The sequence below is a fragment of the Terriglobus roseus genome (assembly GCF_900102185.1).
Taxonomy (GTDB): domain Bacteria; phylum Acidobacteriota; class Terriglobia; order Terriglobales; family Acidobacteriaceae; genus Terriglobus; species Terriglobus roseus_A.
The window spans coordinates 4,469,241-4,487,347 of record NZ_LT629690.1 but is presented as its reverse complement, the minus strand read 5'-3'; the positions used below and the strand labels follow the sequence as shown (position 1 = coordinate 4,487,347).

Sequence of the window (18,107 nt, the reverse complement as noted above, 5' to 3'; positions counted from 1 at the left end):
CTTTCTCTCCCGCAGCAACGTTATGAACGGCCTTCCAGCAGCTTCGCCAGCATTGCCATCTCTTCTTCTGTCAGATCACTTAACGGCGTACGCACCGGGCCGCAATCATGCCCCTTCAAACGCACACCCGCCTTCACAATGGACACCGCGTAGCCTTTGCGACGATCCCGAATGGCAAGATACGGCACAACAAATTCGCGCATCTCCTTCGCAACATACGCATGATCGCGCCGACGTATCGCCGCATAGAACGTAGTAGCCCACTTGGGCAGGAAGTTAAAGATGGCGGATGAATATGTTGTTACGCCCATCTCCAGATAGCTCAGCGCAAACGTCTCTGCCGTGGGCAAACCGCCAATGTAAGTAAGCCGGTCGCCCATACGCAGATAAATCTTCATCATCAACTCAAGATCGCCCACGCCATCCTTAAACCCGACAAGGTTCGGGCACGCATCGCACATCCGCGCCAGCGTTACATCTGTAGCGATTGCATTGTCGCGGTTGTAGACGATCACGCCCAACGATGTGGAGTCGCACATCGCTTTTACATGGCGAAACAAACCATCCTGATCCGCGTTAACGAGATACGGGGGGAACAACAGCAATCCCTGCGCGCCTGCTTTCTCTGCGGCTTTTGCATACTCGATCGCTGTACGCGTGCCGTAACCGCAGCCACTCAGGATGGGCATGTGACCTGCAACTTCACTGACTGCCGCACTCACAACGCGGCTGTACTCTTCCAGAGTTAACGAGAAATACTCGCCCGTTCCGCCAGCAGCAAACAGTGCAGCCAGCGGCGTCTCACCGAGCCACGCAAGGTGTTTGCGATACGAATCTTCGTTGAAATCACCGTCTGCGGTGAAGTGCGTTACAGGAAAAGAGAGAAGGCCGGAGCCAACTGTTTGCGCAAGTGCTTTGGGATCCATGGTCATTTCGATTCTCACTATAACGTTGAAACATCAACGAACAAGGCACGCCTTCTTCGGGTCAAACTTCCAATTCGGGATCAGGTATTGCATTGCGGCCGCATCGTTTCGCGCACCCGCAGGCAAACGGTTATACGCAGCATGCGCCTGTTCTATCTGCTCCATATCCACTTCGACACCTAGTCCCGGCTTCTCTGGCACAGTCAGTAAACCATCCTGAATGCGCAGTGGTTCTTTCGTCAGACGTTGCCCGTCCTGCCAGATCCAGTGTGTATCAATCGCCGTAGTATCGCCCGGCGCGGCGGCAGCCACATGCGTGAACATCGCCAACGAAACATCGAAATGATTGTTCGAGTGCGAGCCCCATGTGAGCCCATGCATGCGGCACGTCTGCGCGACGCGCACGGAGCCTTCCATCGTCCAGAAGTGCGGATCGGCGAGCGGAATATCGACTGAATGCAATTGCAACGCATGTTGAAGCTGGCGCCAGTCGGTTGCAATCATGTTCGTGGCGGTGGGCAAACCGGTTTCCTTACGGAACTCCGCCATGATCTCGCGGCCACTGAAACCTTCCTCGGCGCCGCATGGGTCTTCGGCATACGCAAGTACATCATGCTTGCCACCACACAGTCGCACAGCTTCTTTCAACGACCAAGCCCCGTTCGGGTCCAGCGTGATGCGCGCTTCCGGGAAACGATCTGACAGCGCTGTGACCGCTTCGATTTCATCATCACCGGCAAGAACGCCGCCCTTCAGCTTAAAGTCGCGAAAGCCATAACGGGCATACGTGGCCTCTGCCAGACGCACAATGCTTTCGGGTGTCAGTGCTTCTTCATTGCGCAGGCGGAACCATTCTTCTTCAGCCTGATCTTCATTGCGATAAGGAAGATCGGTCTTCGCACGATCGCCGATATAGAACAGATACCCCAGTACCTCTACCTGCGAACGCTGACGGCCTTCACCCAGCAAGTCCGCCACAGGAAGGTTCACAAACTTACCCATTAGATCCAACAGCGCTGCTTCCACCGCCGTCACAGCATGAATCGCAACGCGCAGATCGAACGTCTGCAATCCGCGTCCACCTGCATCGCGATCTGCGAACGCCGCATGCACACGTTGCAGCGTAGTCCGATACGCCGCAATGCTGCTGCCAACAACAATTTCGCGTGACTGCTCCAGCACTTCGCGGATTGCTTCGCCGCCAGGCACTTCACCCACGCCGGTATTGCCCGCGCTATCCGTCAGCAGAACCAGGTTGCGCGTGAAGAACGGAGCATGCGCTCCGCTTAGATTCAGCAACATGCTGTCCTGCCCCGCCACAGGGACAACGCGCATCTCTGTGATTACTGGCGAGTTTTTTACCTCACTCATCCTGCTCTCCCCTGCAACTGTTCCGGCGTGAATTCCACGCGGCGAATCTCACCCACAATCAGTAGATAACTAATGATGGCCGTCAACGCCATGAACCCTACATAGACCAGCGCCATCTCAAACGAGCCGGTCTTTTCGCGGATGTAACCAATAATGATCGGCGTCGTAATGCCTGCGGTATTGCCAATCAGATTGAATAGTCCACCGTTCAATCCAATCATGTTCTTTGGTGAGACGTCTGAAATCACCGTCCAGCCCAGCGCACCAAAGCCCTTGCCAAAGAATGCAAGCGCCATCAGCGCCACCACGACAGTGCTGCTATCCGTGTAATTGCAACCGATCATGGTAAGCGAACACAGCATGCCCGCCACAATCGGCGTCTTGCGCGCAATGGTTGCACTCTTCGTTTTGCGCAACAAAATGTCGCTGACCACGCCGCCAAGAATGCCGCCTACCACGCCACACATTGCTGGCAGTGCTGCTAGAAACCCAACCTTCTGCATAGACATGTGCCGTGCCTGGCTCAGATAGATGGGGAACCATGTAAGGAAGAACCACGTCAACGCCGTAATGCAGTACTGGCCTATGTAAATGCCAACCAACATTCGATGACTCAGCAGCAGCTTCACACCCGACCACGTCAGCGTGGACGCACGCTTCGCTGTGCCGGAATCCATGGACGCCAATCCGCCACCCACTTCGATGTGCTCAATCTCAGCCTGACTGATGCGCGGATGCTCTTTCACGCTGTACACCGCGCGAAACCACAGGGCACTCAGCAGCAGGCTCATCACACCGCCGAGCCAGAAGCACGCCTCCCAGTTGCGCTTGGTCACCAGCCATCCCATCAGCGGCCCAAAAAACACCAACGCAAAATACTGTGACGAATTAAAAATCGCCGAAGCACGGCCCCGTTCCGCGGCAGGAAACCAGGCGGCCACGATACGTCCATTGCCGGGGAAAATGGGCGACTGCACTGCTCCCGAGAACAGCCGCAGAAAGAACAACGCGCCAAACGCAATCGCAACTGGAAGATATCCCACAAAGCCCGCTGCGAGCGCGCAGATGGACCAGCCCACGATGCTGTAGCCATATACGCGCTTCGACCCATAGCGATCCAGCAGGCTGCCCGCCGGCAACTGCATCACCACATACGCCCAACTGAACGCAGACAGCAGATAACCCAGCTTCAGTGCATTCAGGTGGAGATCCTTACTCAGTGCCACGCCCACAATCGACAGCACCACACGGTCGCCGTAACTAAACGAACTGGCGAGGAAGAGCATCAACACAATCAGGTAACGGATCCGCGTCTGTCGCGATGTGATCATGCTGGCTGGAGTTCCTCCGGGTGGACTGCGTGCAGGCATCAGAACTATAGCGGGTGGCACGGACAATTGGCCATGCACGGTGCGAGCGGTAGGATGGCAGCAGGGAGTTCGCTGCCGACATCATGAGCACCACCTCGCCATTTCCCATCCTTCAACAAACGCCCTCTGTCCCTCATCCCCATGAGCGATTCTCTGATGCCGCGCGATTAGAACAACGTCTGCGCGCGACGGTACAAGGTGAGGTGCGGTTTGACGAAGCCTCGCGTGCGCTGTACGCCACGGATGCTTCGAACTATCGCCAAGTGCCCATCGGCCTCGTCATTCCTAAGACAATTGAAGATGTGATCGCAACGGTTGCTGCTTGCAGAGCCTTTGGCGCGCCGGTCCTGTCACGCGGTGGGGGGACCAGCCTTGCCGGCCAATGTTGCAACGTGGCCGTGGTCATGGATTTCTCCAAATACCTGAACCACATCGTCTCGCTTGATCCCGACGGACGCATGGCACAGGTGCAGCCCGGCATTGTGCTGGATGCACTGCGCGATGAAGCAGAGAAACACGAACTCACCTTCGCACCGGATCCAGCAACACACTCGCGCTGCACGCTGGGCGGCATGATCGGCAATAACTCCTGCGGCGTGCATGCGCTGATGGGCGGCAAAACCGTCGACAACATTGAAGAGTTGGACATTCTTCTTTACGACGGCACGCGGATGACCGTTGGCCGCACCAGCGAAGAAGAGCTGGAACAGATCATTTCCGCAGGCGGGCGCAAGGGCGAGATTTACGCAGGCTTGAAGCGCCTTCGCGATACCTACAGCAATCTGGTGCGCGAACGCTTCCCGGATATTCCGCGCCGAGTCTCTGGCTACAACCTGGATCAGCTACTGCCGGAAAATGGCTTCAACGTAGCGCGCGCTCTCGTCGGCACAGAAGGCACTTGCGTCACAATTCTGGGCGCCAAGTGCGAACTGAAACAAAGTCCACAGAAGCGTCGTCTCGTCGCACTTGGATTTCCTGATCCATACATTGCAGCCGATCACGTCCCGAACGTGCTGAAGCACAATCCCATTGGACTGGAAGGCTTTGATGGCCTGCTGGTCGACTTCATGTTGCGCAAGAATCTTGCCGTGGATGACGTGAAGCTTCTACCGGAAGGACGCGGTTTTCTACTCTGTGAATTTGGTACGAACGACGACGCAGAAGTTGACGCCATCGTAGAGCGCTTCCTGGAAGATGTGCAGACGTTTCCCATAAAGCCGACCATTGGCCGTTATAGCGAAAGCGAGGCTGCGTGCGTGTGGAAGGTGCGTGAATCGGGCCTTGGCGCCAGCGTGTTTGTTCCCGGCGAAAAGAGCGGATGGGAAGGCTGGGAAGACTCTGCTGTTCCGCCTGAACACCTTGGCAATTACCTACGCGATCTCTTCCATCTACTGCACGAATATGACTACCGCACACCTATGTACGGCCACTTCGGCCAGGGATGCGTGCATCTGCGCATCTCCTTTGATCTGCGTACGCAGGAAGGCGCGGAGAAGTATCGGTCCTTCATCGATCGCGCTGCAGACATTGTGTTGAAGTATGGTGGCTCGTTCTCAGGTGAACACGGCGACGGACAAGCGCGCGCGTGTCTGCTGCCAAAGATGTTTGGCGCAGAATTGATGGAGGCCTTCCGCGAATTCAAGCGGCTATGGGACCCCACCAATCATATGAATCCGGGCAAACTCATTGATCCAGTCGCGGTCTATGACGCTATCGACAATCTGCGCATTGGCCCTGGCTACGAAGCAGCAACAACAAAGACGTGGTTCACCTATCCGAACGACGAAGGCTTTGCTGCAGCCACGGAACGCTGTGTCGGCGTCGGCGCATGTCGTCGTCACGATCACGGCACCATGTGCCCCAGCTATATGGCCACGCAAGAGGAGAAGCATTCCACACGCGGTCGTGCGCACCTGCTATGGGAGATGCTGCACGGCAACACAATCAGTGAAGGCTGGAAGAGCGAAGAGATTCACGATGCGCTGGATCTCTGCCTGTCATGCAAGGCCTGCAAGACAGAATGCCCGGTGAACGTGGATATGGCCACGTGGAAGTCGGAGTTCCTGGCGCACTACTACGAAGGCAAGCATCACCCTCTGGCTCACTACGGTTTCGGCTACATGGATAAGTGGGCATCACTCGCATCCGTTGCGCCCACACTGGCGAATCTGCCGATGAAGATTGCACCATTGGCATCGCTTGCAAAGCGGATGCTTCACATAGCACCGCAACGTGAACTGCCGCAGTTCGCAAAGAGCAACTTCCGCGACGACTTCAATCGCACACACGCATGGAAGCCACAGCAAGCCGACGCGATTCTGTGGGCCGACACGTGGAACAACTACTTCCATCCGTCCGCATTGCACGCTGCTGCCGATCTGCTGAACGATGCCGGTTACACCATCACCACGCAGAAACGCCACATCTGCTGCGGACGCCCGCTATACGATTTCGGTTTTTTGGATGAAGCGAAGAAGTACCTCCGCCGCGTGCTGGATACCTTTGCCCATGAGATTGATGCAGGAATCCCCGTCATCATGCTGGAACCAAGCTGCGCCACCGTCTTCCGCGATGAATTGCTGAATTTCTACCCGAATGACGAACGCGCAAAGAAGTTAGCAAAACAAACCATCCTGCTGAGCGAAGCGCTCGCGCGCAAACAATGGCAGCCACCACAAATGCCCGATCGGCGCATAGTGGTTCACGGCCACTGCCACCAGAAGACACAGCTCACCATGAAGGACGACATGGCGCTCCTCCGCGCGACGGGAGCGCAGGTAGAACTGCTCGATTCCGGTTGTTGTGGCATGGCCGGTCCATTCGGATTTGAAAAGGATAAGTATGAAGTCTCGCAGACGCTCGCCGAACGAGTTCTGATGCCTGCGGTACGTGCCGCATCAGAACAGGACATCATCGTGAGCAACGGATTCAGTTGCCGCGAACAGGTAGCCCAGAACGGCCCACGCCGCGCAGTGCACTTGGCGGAGGCACTGCGCCGTTGACACGGTGATAGGATGGCTGGCACACCCAACTCTTTTGGAGATTCTTGCCTTGCGCCATTGTTTGCTGCTTGCACTGCCTCTTGCTCTTTTCTCGCCGTCTTTCTTGGCGGCTCAGAAGCAGGACCCCAAGGCGCTGGAACTCCTTGAACACGCCCGCCAGATGACGTTGGCAACTGCCAAAGGTTTGCCCGCTTACAAACTGGAAGCATCGTTTGAGACATTCGATGAGAAGGGCGTTTCGGATGGGGTTGGCACACTTGTGCAAACCGCGTTGCCAGATGGGCATCGGCGACAAACTGTAACGTACCGCGGTAGGACGCTGGATTCGATGTGGTTCAACACGGTACACCGCGTAGCGGATAAGGAGTATGAGGAAACACTTGTGCTGCGTTCCATGTTGAATGCTCTGACCAACACTTTGCCGTCCCAGGCAGAGTTGCTCAAGAGAAATGTCCAGATAGGCACGGAGAATAGCGGCCTCAAAATGGATTGCGCCGTGGTTTCAATTCCGCCACATGATGAGGGTAAGAAACATTCAGCAACACAAAGGCATGAGTTCTGCATGGATGCAACGAACGGCATGTTGCGTATGGTCGTGGTGCAAGGTGGAGGATTAGTCTTGAACCGCTTTCGCAAGCTGGGGTCCGCATATGTCCCCGGTGATGTGCAAATAACTCAGGATGGTGTGAAACGCGCTGGGTTGACCGTGAACCACTTTGCGACTGACCCAACATTGACAGTAGCGGATTTCGAGCTAGCCCGTACGAATGGCAAAGCCGATACCTCTCGAATCATCGTGGACACGGATACCGTTTTAGAGAAAACACAGCCAACTTACCCGCCATCTGCGGTTTGGAGTAGCCAGAGGGGAACCGTAGCCATGAAGGCAATTATCGGTACGGATGGCTTGGTTAAGGACGTGAATGTGGTGTCCTCGCCATCCGCTCTTCTAGCGGACTCCGCTTCGGAGGCAGTGCGCCAATGGCGTTACGAACCCTACCTGGTTGACAGTGAGCCCATCGAGGTTGAGGCTAGCGTATCGGTCAATTACGCAATTGGTCGGTGACCTTTAAAAGACTTGTACTCGTGTTCGCTGCCTCCCGCGGATTGTCCGCGTGCTAAGCCGTAAGCTGCACCAACGCATCAGCAGGCTTCTCTGGTTCTACGGTGCGCTTCAACTGGCCGCAGGCTGCGTAGATGTCGCGGCCGCGTGGGCGGCGGATGTAGCAGGGTAGGCCGTTCTGTATCAGCGTTTGCTGAAACACATCCACATCTTCTGCGGTGGGTTGTGTATACGGCATGTCCGGCCCTGGATTCCACACGATCAGATTTACCTTCGCGTGCATGCCCTTGAGTAATGCGAGAACCTCGTGGGCGTTTGAAAGCTGGTCGTTGATGCCGCCCAGCATCACGTATTCGAAAGTGACCCAGTCGCGCTTGCTGAGCGGAATGGTATTCACCGCGTCGAGCAGCTTTTCAATATTCCACTTGCGCGTGATGGGCATGACCTGTTCACGCACCTTGTCGTTCGATCCGTTGAGTGACAGAGCCAGGTTGGGCCGGACCGTCTCCTGTGCAAAGCGGCGGATCGCCGGCTCAATGCCGCTGGTGCTCACCGTCATGCGTGATGCAGGAATGCCAATGCCTTCCACCAGCAGCAGCACCGACTTCATAAAGTTGTCGTAGTTCAGGAATGGCTCGCCCATGCCCATAAAGACAAGGTTGATACGGTCCTTGCCCATCTGAATCTTGTGACGATTGAGCACGGCCGCCACCTGCCCTGCAATTTCGCCTGCCGTCAGATCACGCTTGATGCCGAGCTTTGCCGTCAGGCAGAACTGGCAGTTCACCGCGCAGCCCACCTGCGACGAAATGCAGATGGTGGAACGCCGATAGCCCAGCGGAGCGAGCGCGCCCCAATTTCGCTTATCTACGAACTTCGCGTCGGCGCGATTGTCGGCGGCCTCTTCGGCGTCGTCGGTATTCTCCACGCCATCGCCATCCGGCATCCAGACGGTTTCTACGGTTTCGCCGTCTTCCATGCGCATCAAGTAGCGTTCGGTTCCGTCGACGGAAACCGCAGTCTGCACAATTTCGGGCAGACCCACCGTGTGCTCCGCAGCCAGCGAGGAGCGCAGTTCCTGCGAAAGCGGCGTGATGGCGTCAAAGTCCGTCACGCGTTGCTTATACAGCGCGTCGAAGATCTGCCGCGCACGGTACGGCTTCTGGCCCAGCGTGGCGGCCAGTTCAGTCAGTTCCGGGAGCGACTTACCAAATAGCGCAGACATCGTCTTCTAGGATAAATCCTTCATACCGTGCGCCGGTTGACCCGTGCGGAGCGGTAGAGTCTAAAGCAGCGAGGTACATGTTCGTTTTGAAAGCACGCACGCCGCTCGTCCTAGCCGCCGTTCTGTCCGTTGCCGTTTCTTCTCCGCTATTTACCAGCGCGCAGAAGAAGCCCGCCGTTGCCAAGCGCGCCACCGCGAAAACGCTGGCGGACGGCCCTAATGTGACGCGCGAAACGCTGCCTAACGGTATGCGTGTGGTGATTGTGAAGAACCGACTGGCCCCTGTGGCGACGGTGGAGTTGAACATCCTTGCCGGCGGCAATCAGACGCCCGTGGGCTTCCCCGGCACAGCGCATGCGCTGGAACACATGGCATTTCGCGGCTGCACCGGCATGACTGCCGACCAGACGGCTGCCATTTACGCGCGTCTGGGCGGTGATAACAACGCTGACACACAGGGCAATGTCACCCAGTTTTACGCGACCGTTCCGTCGACAGACGTGGAAGTTGCGCTACGTGCCGAAGCCGCCTGCATGGTTGGCGTCGACAACGCCGATCACGAGTGGGAGCAGGAACGCGGCGCGATTACACAAGAAGTGCAGCGCGACCTTTCGTCGCCTACGTACAAGCTGATCTCGCGGCTGAACGAAGGCATGTTCGCCGGAACGCCTTACGCGCACGATGCTCTTGGAACCAAAGAAAGCTTTGAAAAGACCACTGGCGCCGATCTACGCGCGTTTTATGACAAGTGGTACGCGCCGTCGAACGCCGTGCTGGTCATTGTGGGCGATGTCGATCCCGCACAGACCATGACGCAAGTCCGCGAGTTCTTCGGTCCTGTGAAGCGTCGCGAAGTGCCTAAAGAAACCGCATTCACGCTGAGCCCGGTGAAGACCGAGACCTTCACGCTGGACAGCAATCTCCCTTACACGCTGGCAGTCATCGGCTATCGGCTACCCGGTACGGAGAGCAAGGATTACGCCGCCGCACAGGTATTGGCAGACGTTCTTAGCAGCCAGCGTGGTGATCTGTACGCTATGGTGCCCGCAGGCAAGGCTTTGGGAACGCAGTTTGGCATGGCAGGCAGTTATCCCAAGGCCAGCCTTGGTTTCGGCATGGTGGCCGTTGCCAGTGAAGCCGACGCGAAACCTGCGCTGGACGAGATGCGCACGATCCTGAATCGCTACGCACAGAACGGCGTGCCCGCTGACCTGGTGGACGCCGCAAAGCGCAGCGAAATTACCGAGGATGCTTTCGGTGCGAACTCCATTCCTGGCTTGGCGCAGCAGTGGTCGCAGGCTCTGGGCGCGGATCGCAAGAACTCTCCCGCAGAGGCAACGGAAGCCATTAAGCGCGTGACCGTGGCTGATGTGAACCGCGTGGCAAAACAGTATCTGCTGCATGTGAACACCATGACCGCGACGCTAAAGCCCGTTGCCAGCGGCGCGCCCACTGCGGGCAAAGGCTTTGGCGGTGGCGAGAAACTTACCTCCACCCCGACGAAGGAAGTGGCGCTGCCTGACTGGGCCGCAAAGCCGTTGGCAGAGCTTCGCCTGCCGCATCCCATGACGCTGCCCAGTGATGAGAAGCTGCCCAACGGCCTGCGCCTGATCGTACGCACCGATCACACTAGTCCCACCGTGACACTGACTGGCTCTGTGCAGCACAACGAAGATCTGGACACGCCGAAGGGCAAAGAAGGCGTTGCCGATGTTCTGGAAGAGCTTTACGGCTACGGCACCACATCGCTGGATCGCATTGCCTTCCAGAAAGAACTCGACGACATTGGCGCCACGGAAGATGCGGGCTTCAGCTTTGGCCTGAAGGTGCTGAAAGAGAACTTCGCGCGCGGCGTCGAGTTACTCGCGGACAACCAGCTACATCCCGCATTGCCCGCCGAAGCATTCCCCGTAGTGCAGAAGCAGACAGCGGAGTTGACCGCTGGCAATCTCACCTCGCCCGGCTACCGCACGCGCCGTGCACTGAGTGAAGCTCTGCTACCGAAGAACGATCCTTCTCTCCGCGAACAGACGCCGCAGACCATCACCGCGCTGAAGCTGGACGACGTGAAGAACTACATGAAGTCCGCCATGCGCCCTGACCTGACGACCATCGTCGTCGTGGGTGACATTACTCCTGCAGAGGCGCGTGCGCAGGTGGAAAAGGCCTTCGGCGCATGGACAGCAACCGGGCCGAAGCCGCAGGTTGATCTGCCGCCCGTTCCGCCGAACAAACCAACAGCCGCAATCGTCGGCGATCCGGAGGCTGTACAGGATTCCGTCACGCTGGCGCACGGACTGCAGATGAACCGCTTCAGCCCCGACTACTATCCCATGCAGCTTGGCACCTACGTGCTGGGCGGAGGCTTCTACGCCAGCCGTCTGTATCACGATCTCCGCCAGGTCGCGGGCTATGTCTACACGGTGGACGTGAACCTTCGTGCCACCAGAACGCGCGCCACATACACGGTTGACTATGGATGTGAGCCGGTGAACGTTTCCAAGGCGCGTGCCCTCGTCGAACGCGATCTGCAATCGATGAAGACCACGCCTGTTACACCCGGTGAACTAACACTGGCCAAGAGCCTGATCCTGCGTCAGCTTCAGCTCAGCGAATCCAGCCAGGCCTCAGTTGCCTCCGCGCTTCTGGCGCGTGCGCAGATGGGTCTGCCGTTGAATGAAAGTGACAACGCCGCAAAGACCTACCTGGGCCTGACCGCAGAAGAAGTACAGGCATCCTTCGCAAGAAACCTGCGCGTGGAAGACATGGTGCAGGTGGTACGCGGGCCAGCGCCGCAGTAAGACTAGAAGCGGTAATTGCACCGTACCCCGTGCAATTACCGCTCCCTTCTTTGCTTTTGAGCTTTCCATGTTTGATCGCGTCGCTATAGGCTGAATCAACATTCCTGCGAAGGAAACAGAATCATGTCCTCAGCCGCACATCCCTCTTCTCTCATTGGTCTGCCGGAAACGGAGATTCACACCACGGTGCGCGCGGCGGAATCCGCTACCGTTCCCTGGTACATCTGGACATGCGTCGCTGGGGTCACCTCTGCGTTCATCGGTGGCCAGTGGGATGTCTCCTGGCATCGCTCCATTGGCCGCGACACCTTCTGGACACCCGCCCACCTGATGATCCAACTCTGCGGTGTAATCGCCGCCGTGGTGGGACTGTACCTGGTCTATCAGTGCACCTTCCGCAGTGAATCGGAGCTTGCCGCCTCCTCCGTCAGTGTCTTCGGACTGCGGGCCCCGCTGGGTGTGTTCGTCGCTGCATGGGGTGGCGTGGCCATGATCACCTCCGCGCCCTTCGACAACTGGTGGCACGACGCCTACGGCCTCGATGTGAAGATCATCTCGCCACCGCACACCCTTCTGATCCTGGGTATGCGTGGTGTGTCACTGGGTGTCTTCTTCCTGATCCTTGCCACGATGAATCGCGCGGCGGATGCGGGTTCTGAAGACTTCGCGCCGCTACAGCGGCTTCTGCTTTACATGGGCGGACTTACCGTCTGCGGGCAGATGTTCTTTCTGCAGGAGTACACCACAGAAGTGGCGATGCATCGGGTGCTCGCTTACCTCGCGCTGGCCATTGTGGTGCCAGTTGCGTTGGCCATGGTATCGCAGGCATCGCGCTTCAAATGGGCCGCAACAACCGCCACCAGCATCTACACCGTGTTGCTGATCGCGGAGATTCTGATCTTCCCGCTCGTGAAGGCCGAACCCAAGCTTGGCCCCGTCTACTTCCCCGTTACGCACCTGATTCCCACCAAGTTTCCGGTGTTGATCCTGATTCCGGCTTTCGCGCTGGATCTGCTGTGGCAGCGCACGCAATCGTGGAAGCGCTGGCAGGTTGCGATTGCCTCGGGCTTCCTGTTCATCGCGGTGCTTGTCGCGGTGGAGTGGCCTTTTACGCACTTCCTGATGACACCTGCGGCCGCAAACCGCTTCTTCGGCACAACCTATTTCAGCTTTTTCCAGAATCCGAACAGCTTTGATGTCCGGCGTCAGTTCTTCTCGCCGGACAGCGGCGTCACGCTATGGATGGGTCTGCTGAAGGCGTCGATCTACGCTTCGCTTTCAGCGTGGTGCGGTCTTGCTTTCGGCAAATGGATGCGTGGAGTGCGTCGGTAAATGCGTCGTATCATTCTGCTTCTTTTCATTTGCGTGGGCTTCGCCCTGCCCGCACGCGCACACGTTGGTTCCAAGGATGTCTTTGAGCAAGTACAGGCTGGACCGTACAAGCTTTACGTGACCGTGCGACCGCCCGACGTTATCCCTGGTGTGGCTGTGGTGGAGGTTCGTGTCTCAGGCGATGCCGTGCCCGACACGCTCCGCGTAACGCCCGTTCCCATGACAGGCGACGCGAGCAAGCATCCCCCAGCCCCCGACACCTTGAAGGTTTCCACCGCTGACGCGAAGTTCTTCACTGGGTCCGTCTGGCTGATGGCTCCTGGGTCGTGGAAGGTGTCACTTCAAGCCGATGGCCATGCCGGTTCCGGCAGTGCTGGTGTTCCGGTTCCAGCCGTGGCGCTGCAGATGTTGCGCATGAACCGGTCGATTGGGATTCTGCTTGGCTGTTTGGGATTCCTGTTGGTGGTGGGTGTGGCTGCGATCGTTGCCGCGGCAGCGCGTGAATCGCGCCTTGTCCCAGGAGAGGAGCCGTCTTCCAACAACAATCGCCGCGCATGGATGGCGGGTGGCGCAACGCTTACGATTGCGGTGATGGCCGTTTGGCTTGGGGCGAAGTGGTGGAACGTGGAAGCTGCGGATTACGCCGAAGGCGTCTACCATCCGCTGTCGCTGACACCAACACTTCAGGGCGACAATCTTGACTTGGCCATTGGCACGGATGCCACAACCGATCAGCATTGGCGGCGCAAAAACACTGATCTGGTGCCCGACCACGGCCACCTGATGCATCTGTACGCCATCCGCGAACCCGGTATGGATGCCGTCTTCCATCTGCACCCAGCTCCTGCCGGGAATGGCGAGTTGAAGATGGCGCTTCCCGCCGTGCCCGCAGGCCACTATCGCCTGTTTGCGGACATCGTCCATCGCAGTGGACTGCCTGAAACGCTCACTTCGACGCTGGATATTCCGACAGACTTCCATGGAGGCGCACTTGCCACGGAAGACGCTTCCGCAGCACCTGCTCCGATATCCGCAGGCGAACTTGGGCAGCAATTTCACCTTCCCGACGGCTACACGATGGTCTGGGACAAGCCTGCGTCACTGAAGTCGGGCGAGGCAGCCACCTTCCGCTTCCACCTGCAGGACGCCAACGGCAAACCCGCTACCGACGTGGTTCCCTACCTTGGCATGGCTGGTCACGCAGCCTTCGTGCGTGACGACTTCTCCACCTTCGCGCATACGCATCCTGAAGGTTCCGCGCCGATGCAGTCGATGGAGATTGCCAACGGTCAAAGCGACATGGCCATGCAGAACATGGATTCCATGGCAGGCATGCCCGGCATGAACATGCCGGAAGCGCACATCGCGCCGGCCGTGGAATTTCCCTACGGTTTCCCCAAGCCCGGACGCTATCGGATCTTCGTTCAGATGAAGCACGGCAGCACCGTGGAAACCGGAGTCTTCGACGCCGACGTACAGTAACCAACTCGCCAGCAAAACAAAAGGCATGGCGTAAGCCATGCCTTTTCTATCTCTTACAAGATCGAACTAGTCGCCGCGACGCAGGCGGTTGAGGCCGTTGAACGCTGCCACCTTGTAGCACTCGGCCAGAGTCGGATAGTTGAAGACCGTCTCTACGAAGTAGTCCACGTTGCCGCCCAGCGCCATCACAGCCTGCCCGATGTGCAACAGTTCGCTGGCACCTTCGCCAATGATGTGCACACCCAGAATCGATTTGTTCTCACGATGGAAGATGAGCTTCAGACGTCCCGTCGTATCGCCACGAATCTGTCCACGGGCAATCTCACGGTAGTACGCCACACCCACTTCGTAAGGCACGTCCTCTTCCGTGAGCTGCTCCTCCGTCTTGCCAAGGAAGCTGATCTCCGGAATGGTCCAGATGCCGTACGGGTAGAAGCTGGGGTTAGACAGGATCGTCTCGTCACCGAACGCGCGAGCGCCTGCGATGCGGCCCTGCTCCATGGATACCGACGCCAGCGACGGGAACCCGATCACGTCGCCCACGGCAAACACGGTGGCGCACTTCGTGCGGTAATCCTTGTCGACTGGAATGCGGCCGCGCTCATCGGAGTCCACGCCGATGTTCTGCAGCATCAACTCATCCACGTTGCCCTGACGACCAACGGCATACAGCAGCGCGTCGCCTTGTACCTTCTTGCGCGATTCCAGGTTCGCCGTCACGGTGCCGTCTTCGTTCTCTTCGACGGACTCCACCTCTTCGTTGAGGCGCATGGTCACGCGGCTGTCGCGCAGGTGGTAGCTCAGCGCTTCCACAATTTCCTGATCTGCAAACTCCAGCAGACGTGGACGACGCTCAATCAGCGTGACGCGCACACCCAGCGCGGCGAACATGCAGGTGTATTCCACACCGATCACGCCGCCGCCCACAACGATCATGGTCTTGGGCAACTGCTTCAGATCCAGCACCAGATCGCTGTTGATGATCGTGTTGCCGTTGATCGGCACCTTATCGCTGCTGGCCGGCTTCGTGCCTGTGGCGATGATGATGTTCTTCGCTTCGTAGACGTTCGATCCGCGGCTATTGGTCACGCGGAGGTGGGTCGGGTCCTCAAAGGAGGCGACGCCGGTGAACATCTCGATGTTGTTACGGGAAAGCTGAGCTTCAGTAACGTCAATTTCGGTCTTGATGACGTGCTGCACACGGAAGGCGAGGTCGGCCATCGTGATGCGCTCTTTCACACGGTAGTTCATACCGTAGATAGAGCGGTAGTTATAGCCCGAGAGGTGCAGCACCGCCTCGCGCATGGTTTTGCTGGGGATGGTTCCGGTATTGATACAGGCTCCGCCAACCACTTCGCGCATCTCGACGAGGGCGACCCTCTTACCGAGTTTTGCGCCATAAATGGCAGCGCGTTGTCCGGCGGGGCCGGAGCCGATCACGATCAGGTCATACACACTGGCCGACGATGCACTGCTCATGCGATGGCGCTTTCCTCTGGTTGGCAGGACGCTGCGCGCTCTGGCGGTTCGTTAACGCTTTCTAGTGGACGGAAATGTGCCGCCGTTGTGCGGCTCCGCTCACCCCTGTTTCGGTTTTCAGGCTACCACAGCACGGGAGCCGCGTCCGCGCACCCATATCCCTCTATCGGCTGGCGGCAGTCGAAAGGTTACCGTTTACAGGTTTCGGCATTTCCATCATGTCCGCGTCATTGGTCTCGCCTAAACTAGTGCTGCTTTCCACACAGACGAGTTTTGGGGATGAAAAACGTGCAGGAGTTTCGTCGTGAATTTTTGAAGATGGCCGGGCTGGGTATGGCCGGTGGCGCGGTCACACTTGCGGGATCGATGGAGGCCCAGCCCCGTCGGGGAGCCGCCACTTCGACGCGCGAGGTCTACTATGATGTCCGCCGCTTTGGCGCTACAGGCGACGGCCAAACCATCGACTCTCCCGCCATCAACCGAGCCATTGAAGCGGCGGCCAACGCGGGCGGCGGCACGGTGGTCTTCCCGGCAGGCGTTTACGCCAGCTACTCCATTCGCCTGAAGAGCAATGTTGCCCTCTATCTCTCGCAGGGCGCGACCATTCTTGCCGCCACCGTTCCCATGGACGGCCTGAAAACCGGCGGATACGACGCTGCTGAACCGCAGAATCCCGCCATCGAGAAGTTTCAGGACTACGGCCACAATCACTGGCACAACTCGCTGATCTGGGGCGAGGATCTGCACGACATTGGCATCTTTGGCCCGGGATTGATCTGGGGTAAGGGGTTGGCTCGCGGCGAGAAAGCGGAAGTCGATCTCCCCGCCAGCACGTCGCCCGGTGTGGGAAATAAAGCCATTGCTTTGAAGAACTGCCGCAACGTCATCCTGAGCGACTTTTCCGTTCTGCGCGGCGGATGGTTCTGCGTTCTTGCTACCGGCGTGGACAATCTGACCATCGACAACCTGAAGATCGACACCAGCCGCGATGGCATTGACGTGGATTGCTGCCGCAATGTGCGCATCAGCAACTGCACCGTGAACTCGCCGCAGGATGACGGCATCTGCCCCAAGAGCAGCTATGCGCTGGGCTACCGCCGCGACACCATCAACGTGACCATCACCGGTTGCTACGTCACCGGCGGATACCAGGTGGGCACAGTGCTGGACGGCACATGGAAGCCGCACGTGAACCCCGTCCGCTTCTACGGTCATGGCCGCATCAAGTGTGGCACGGAATCCAACGGCGGATTCCGCAACATCACCATCTCCGACTGCACCTTCGACACCTGCCGCGGCTTCGCGCTGGAAACTGCCGATGGTGCGAATCTGGAGGACATCACCTTCACCGGCATCACCATGCGCGGTGTGCGTGGCGCGCCACTATTCCTGCGCCTGCAATCACGCATGCGCGGACCGAAAGAAATTCCCATTGGCACGCTGAAACGCGTGTTGATGAGCAACGTTACCAGCCACGATGCTGACCCAATGCCAAGCATCTTCGCGGGCATTCCCGACCACGCGATTGAAGATGTAAAGCTCTCCGACAGCTACTTCCATCACACGCCAATTGAGAGTGTTTCCGCAGCCTCGAATGTGCAGATGAGCGCCATCGATAAGGGTCACGCCTCGTCTGGCTATGGGCAGGCCGGACCTGCACCACTGGGTCCTGATGGCATTCCGCAGGAGCTTCCCACCGGCTATCCGGAACCGAATATGTTCGGCGATGTCCCAGCCAGCGGTCTGTACGCACGCCACATTCGCAACCTGGAACTGACGAACGTGGAGTTTGCCAACCAATCCACCAGTGATACGCGGCCTGCGATGCTGCTGGCTGATGCGGACGGCGTGGACCTGTTCCGGCTGCGTCTGCCACGTCGTCTGCAGGAGAAGCAGTTCCGCCTGCACAACGTGCAGGATTTTCGGCTCTTTGGCTGCCAGTTTTATCGCGACGAGAAAGTGGACCACGCGAGAGATCAGACCGTGTAAGGCCTACTCACACACGCAAATCCTTCACCGGCTTTATGTTGGTGAAGGATGCATACGAAGGAACAGG

Annotated in this window: 11 protein-coding genes; 6 read left to right on the top strand and 5 right to left on the bottom strand. The window is 58.1% G+C overall.

Going from position 1 to position 18,107, the window contains the following annotated elements; all coding sequences use genetic code 11:
* Positions 1-20: 20 nt before the first annotated feature.
* From kdgD to BLT38_RS18675, 3 genes are read right to left on the bottom strand one after another with little or no spacing between them, the layout of a single operon-like run.
* On the bottom strand, positions 21-932 hold the full coding sequence (gene kdgD / locus BLT38_RS18685) for a 5-dehydro-4-deoxyglucarate dehydratase (protein WP_172838351.1): 912 nt from the start codon (positions 930-932) through the stop codon (positions 21-23).
* A 27-nt stretch (positions 933-959) separates the two neighbouring features.
* Complete coding sequence (gudD, locus tag BLT38_RS18680; RefSeq protein ID WP_083346542.1) at positions 960-2,297, bottom strand: glucarate dehydratase; 1,338 nt, start codon at positions 2,295-2,297, stop codon at positions 960-962.
* Positions 2,294-3,628, bottom strand: a complete 1,335-nt coding sequence (locus BLT38_RS18675) for an MFS transporter (protein WP_083346541.1) — start codon at positions 3,626-3,628, stop codon at positions 2,294-2,296. Before BLT38_RS18675 ends, gudD begins: the two co-directional genes overlap by 4 nt.
* Before the next feature lie 122 nt (positions 3,629-3,750).
* Here BLT38_RS18675 and BLT38_RS18670 point away from each other — a divergent pair, with 122 nt between their 5' ends.
* Both BLT38_RS18670 and BLT38_RS18665 read left to right on the top strand, forming a co-directional pair.
* A complete protein-coding gene (locus BLT38_RS18670; RefSeq protein WP_083346540.1) occupies positions 3,751-6,669 on the top strand; it encodes an FAD-binding and (Fe-S)-binding domain-containing protein in 2,919 nt (972 codons plus the stop codon).
* 49 nt (positions 6,670-6,718) lie between these two features.
* On the top strand, positions 6,719-7,735 hold the full coding sequence (locus tag BLT38_RS18665) for an energy transducer TonB (protein ID WP_156785205.1): 1,017 nt from the start codon (positions 6,719-6,721) through the stop codon (positions 7,733-7,735).
* A gap of 52 nt (positions 7,736-7,787) precedes the next feature.
* Here the strand turns inward: BLT38_RS18665 and rlmN are convergent, their stop codons facing one another.
* Positions 7,788-8,957 (bottom strand): 23S rRNA (adenine(2503)-C(2))-methyltransferase RlmN, encoded by a 1,170-nt coding sequence (gene rlmN / locus BLT38_RS18660; RefSeq protein WP_083346538.1) that lies wholly within the window; start codon positions 8,955-8,957, stop codon positions 7,788-7,790.
* 77 nt (positions 8,958-9,034) lie between these two features.
* On the opposite strand from rlmN, the gene BLT38_RS18655 reads away from it, so the two are divergent.
* From BLT38_RS18655 to BLT38_RS18645, 3 genes are all read left to right on the top strand, one after another.
* On the top strand, positions 9,035-11,758 hold the full coding sequence (locus BLT38_RS18655; RefSeq protein ID WP_083346537.1) for a M16 family metallopeptidase: 2,724 nt from the start codon (positions 9,035-9,037) through the stop codon (positions 11,756-11,758).
* A gap of 123 nt (positions 11,759-11,881) precedes the next feature.
* On the top strand, positions 11,882-13,090 hold the full coding sequence (locus tag BLT38_RS18650) for a hypothetical protein (RefSeq protein WP_083346536.1): 1,209 nt from the start codon (positions 11,882-11,884) through the stop codon (positions 13,088-13,090).
* Positions 13,091-14,572, top strand: coding sequence for a hypothetical protein (locus BLT38_RS18645; RefSeq protein ID WP_083346535.1), 1,482 nt, complete (start codon positions 13,091-13,093; stop codon positions 14,570-14,572).
* Between the two features lie 66 nt (positions 14,573-14,638).
* On the opposite strand, the gene sthA is transcribed toward BLT38_RS18645, so the two are convergent.
* Positions 14,639-16,051: a Si-specific NAD(P)(+) transhydrogenase gene (sthA, locus tag BLT38_RS18640; RefSeq protein WP_083346534.1), complete on the bottom strand. Its 1,413-nt coding sequence runs from the start codon at positions 16,049-16,051 to the stop codon at positions 14,639-14,641.
* Positions 16,052-16,330: 279 nt separating this feature from the next.
* Here sthA and BLT38_RS18635 point away from each other — a divergent pair, with 279 nt between their 5' ends.
* Positions 16,331-18,040, top strand: a complete 1,710-nt coding sequence (locus BLT38_RS18635) for a glycoside hydrolase family 28 protein (RefSeq protein WP_083346533.1) — start codon at positions 16,331-16,333, stop codon at positions 18,038-18,040.
* Positions 18,041-18,107 lie beyond the last annotated feature (67 nt).

Coding starts and splice junctions, on each gene's coding strand:
- kdgD (WP_172838351.1), bottom strand. CDS start 932: ATGACCATGGATCCCAAAGCACTTGCGCAAACAGTTGGCTCCGGCCTT.
- gudD (WP_083346542.1), bottom strand. CDS start 2,297: ATGAGTGAGGTAAAAAACTCGCCAGTAATCACAGAGATGCGCGTTGTC.
- BLT38_RS18675 (WP_083346541.1), bottom strand. CDS start 3,628: ATGATCACATCGCGACAGACGCGGATCCGTTACCTGATTGTGTTGATG.
- BLT38_RS18670 (WP_083346540.1), top strand. CDS start 3,751: ATGAGCACCACCTCGCCATTTCCCATCCTTCAACAAACGCCCTCTGTC.
- rlmN (WP_083346538.1), bottom strand. CDS start 8,957: ATGTCTGCGCTATTTGGTAAGTCGCTCCCGGAACTGACTGAACTGGCC.
- BLT38_RS18655 (WP_083346537.1), top strand. CDS start 9,035: ATGTTCGTTTTGAAAGCACGCACGCCGCTCGTCCTAGCCGCCGTTCTG.
- BLT38_RS18650 (WP_083346536.1), top strand. CDS start 11,882: ATGTCCTCAGCCGCACATCCCTCTTCTCTCATTGGTCTGCCGGAAACG.
- BLT38_RS18645 (WP_083346535.1), top strand. CDS start 13,091: ATGCGTCGTATCATTCTGCTTCTTTTCATTTGCGTGGGCTTCGCCCTG.
- sthA (WP_083346534.1), bottom strand. CDS start 16,051: ATGAGCAGTGCATCGTCGGCCAGTGTGTATGACCTGATCGTGATCGGC.
- BLT38_RS18635 (WP_083346533.1), top strand. CDS start 16,331: ATGAAAAACGTGCAGGAGTTTCGTCGTGAATTTTTGAAGATGGCCGGG.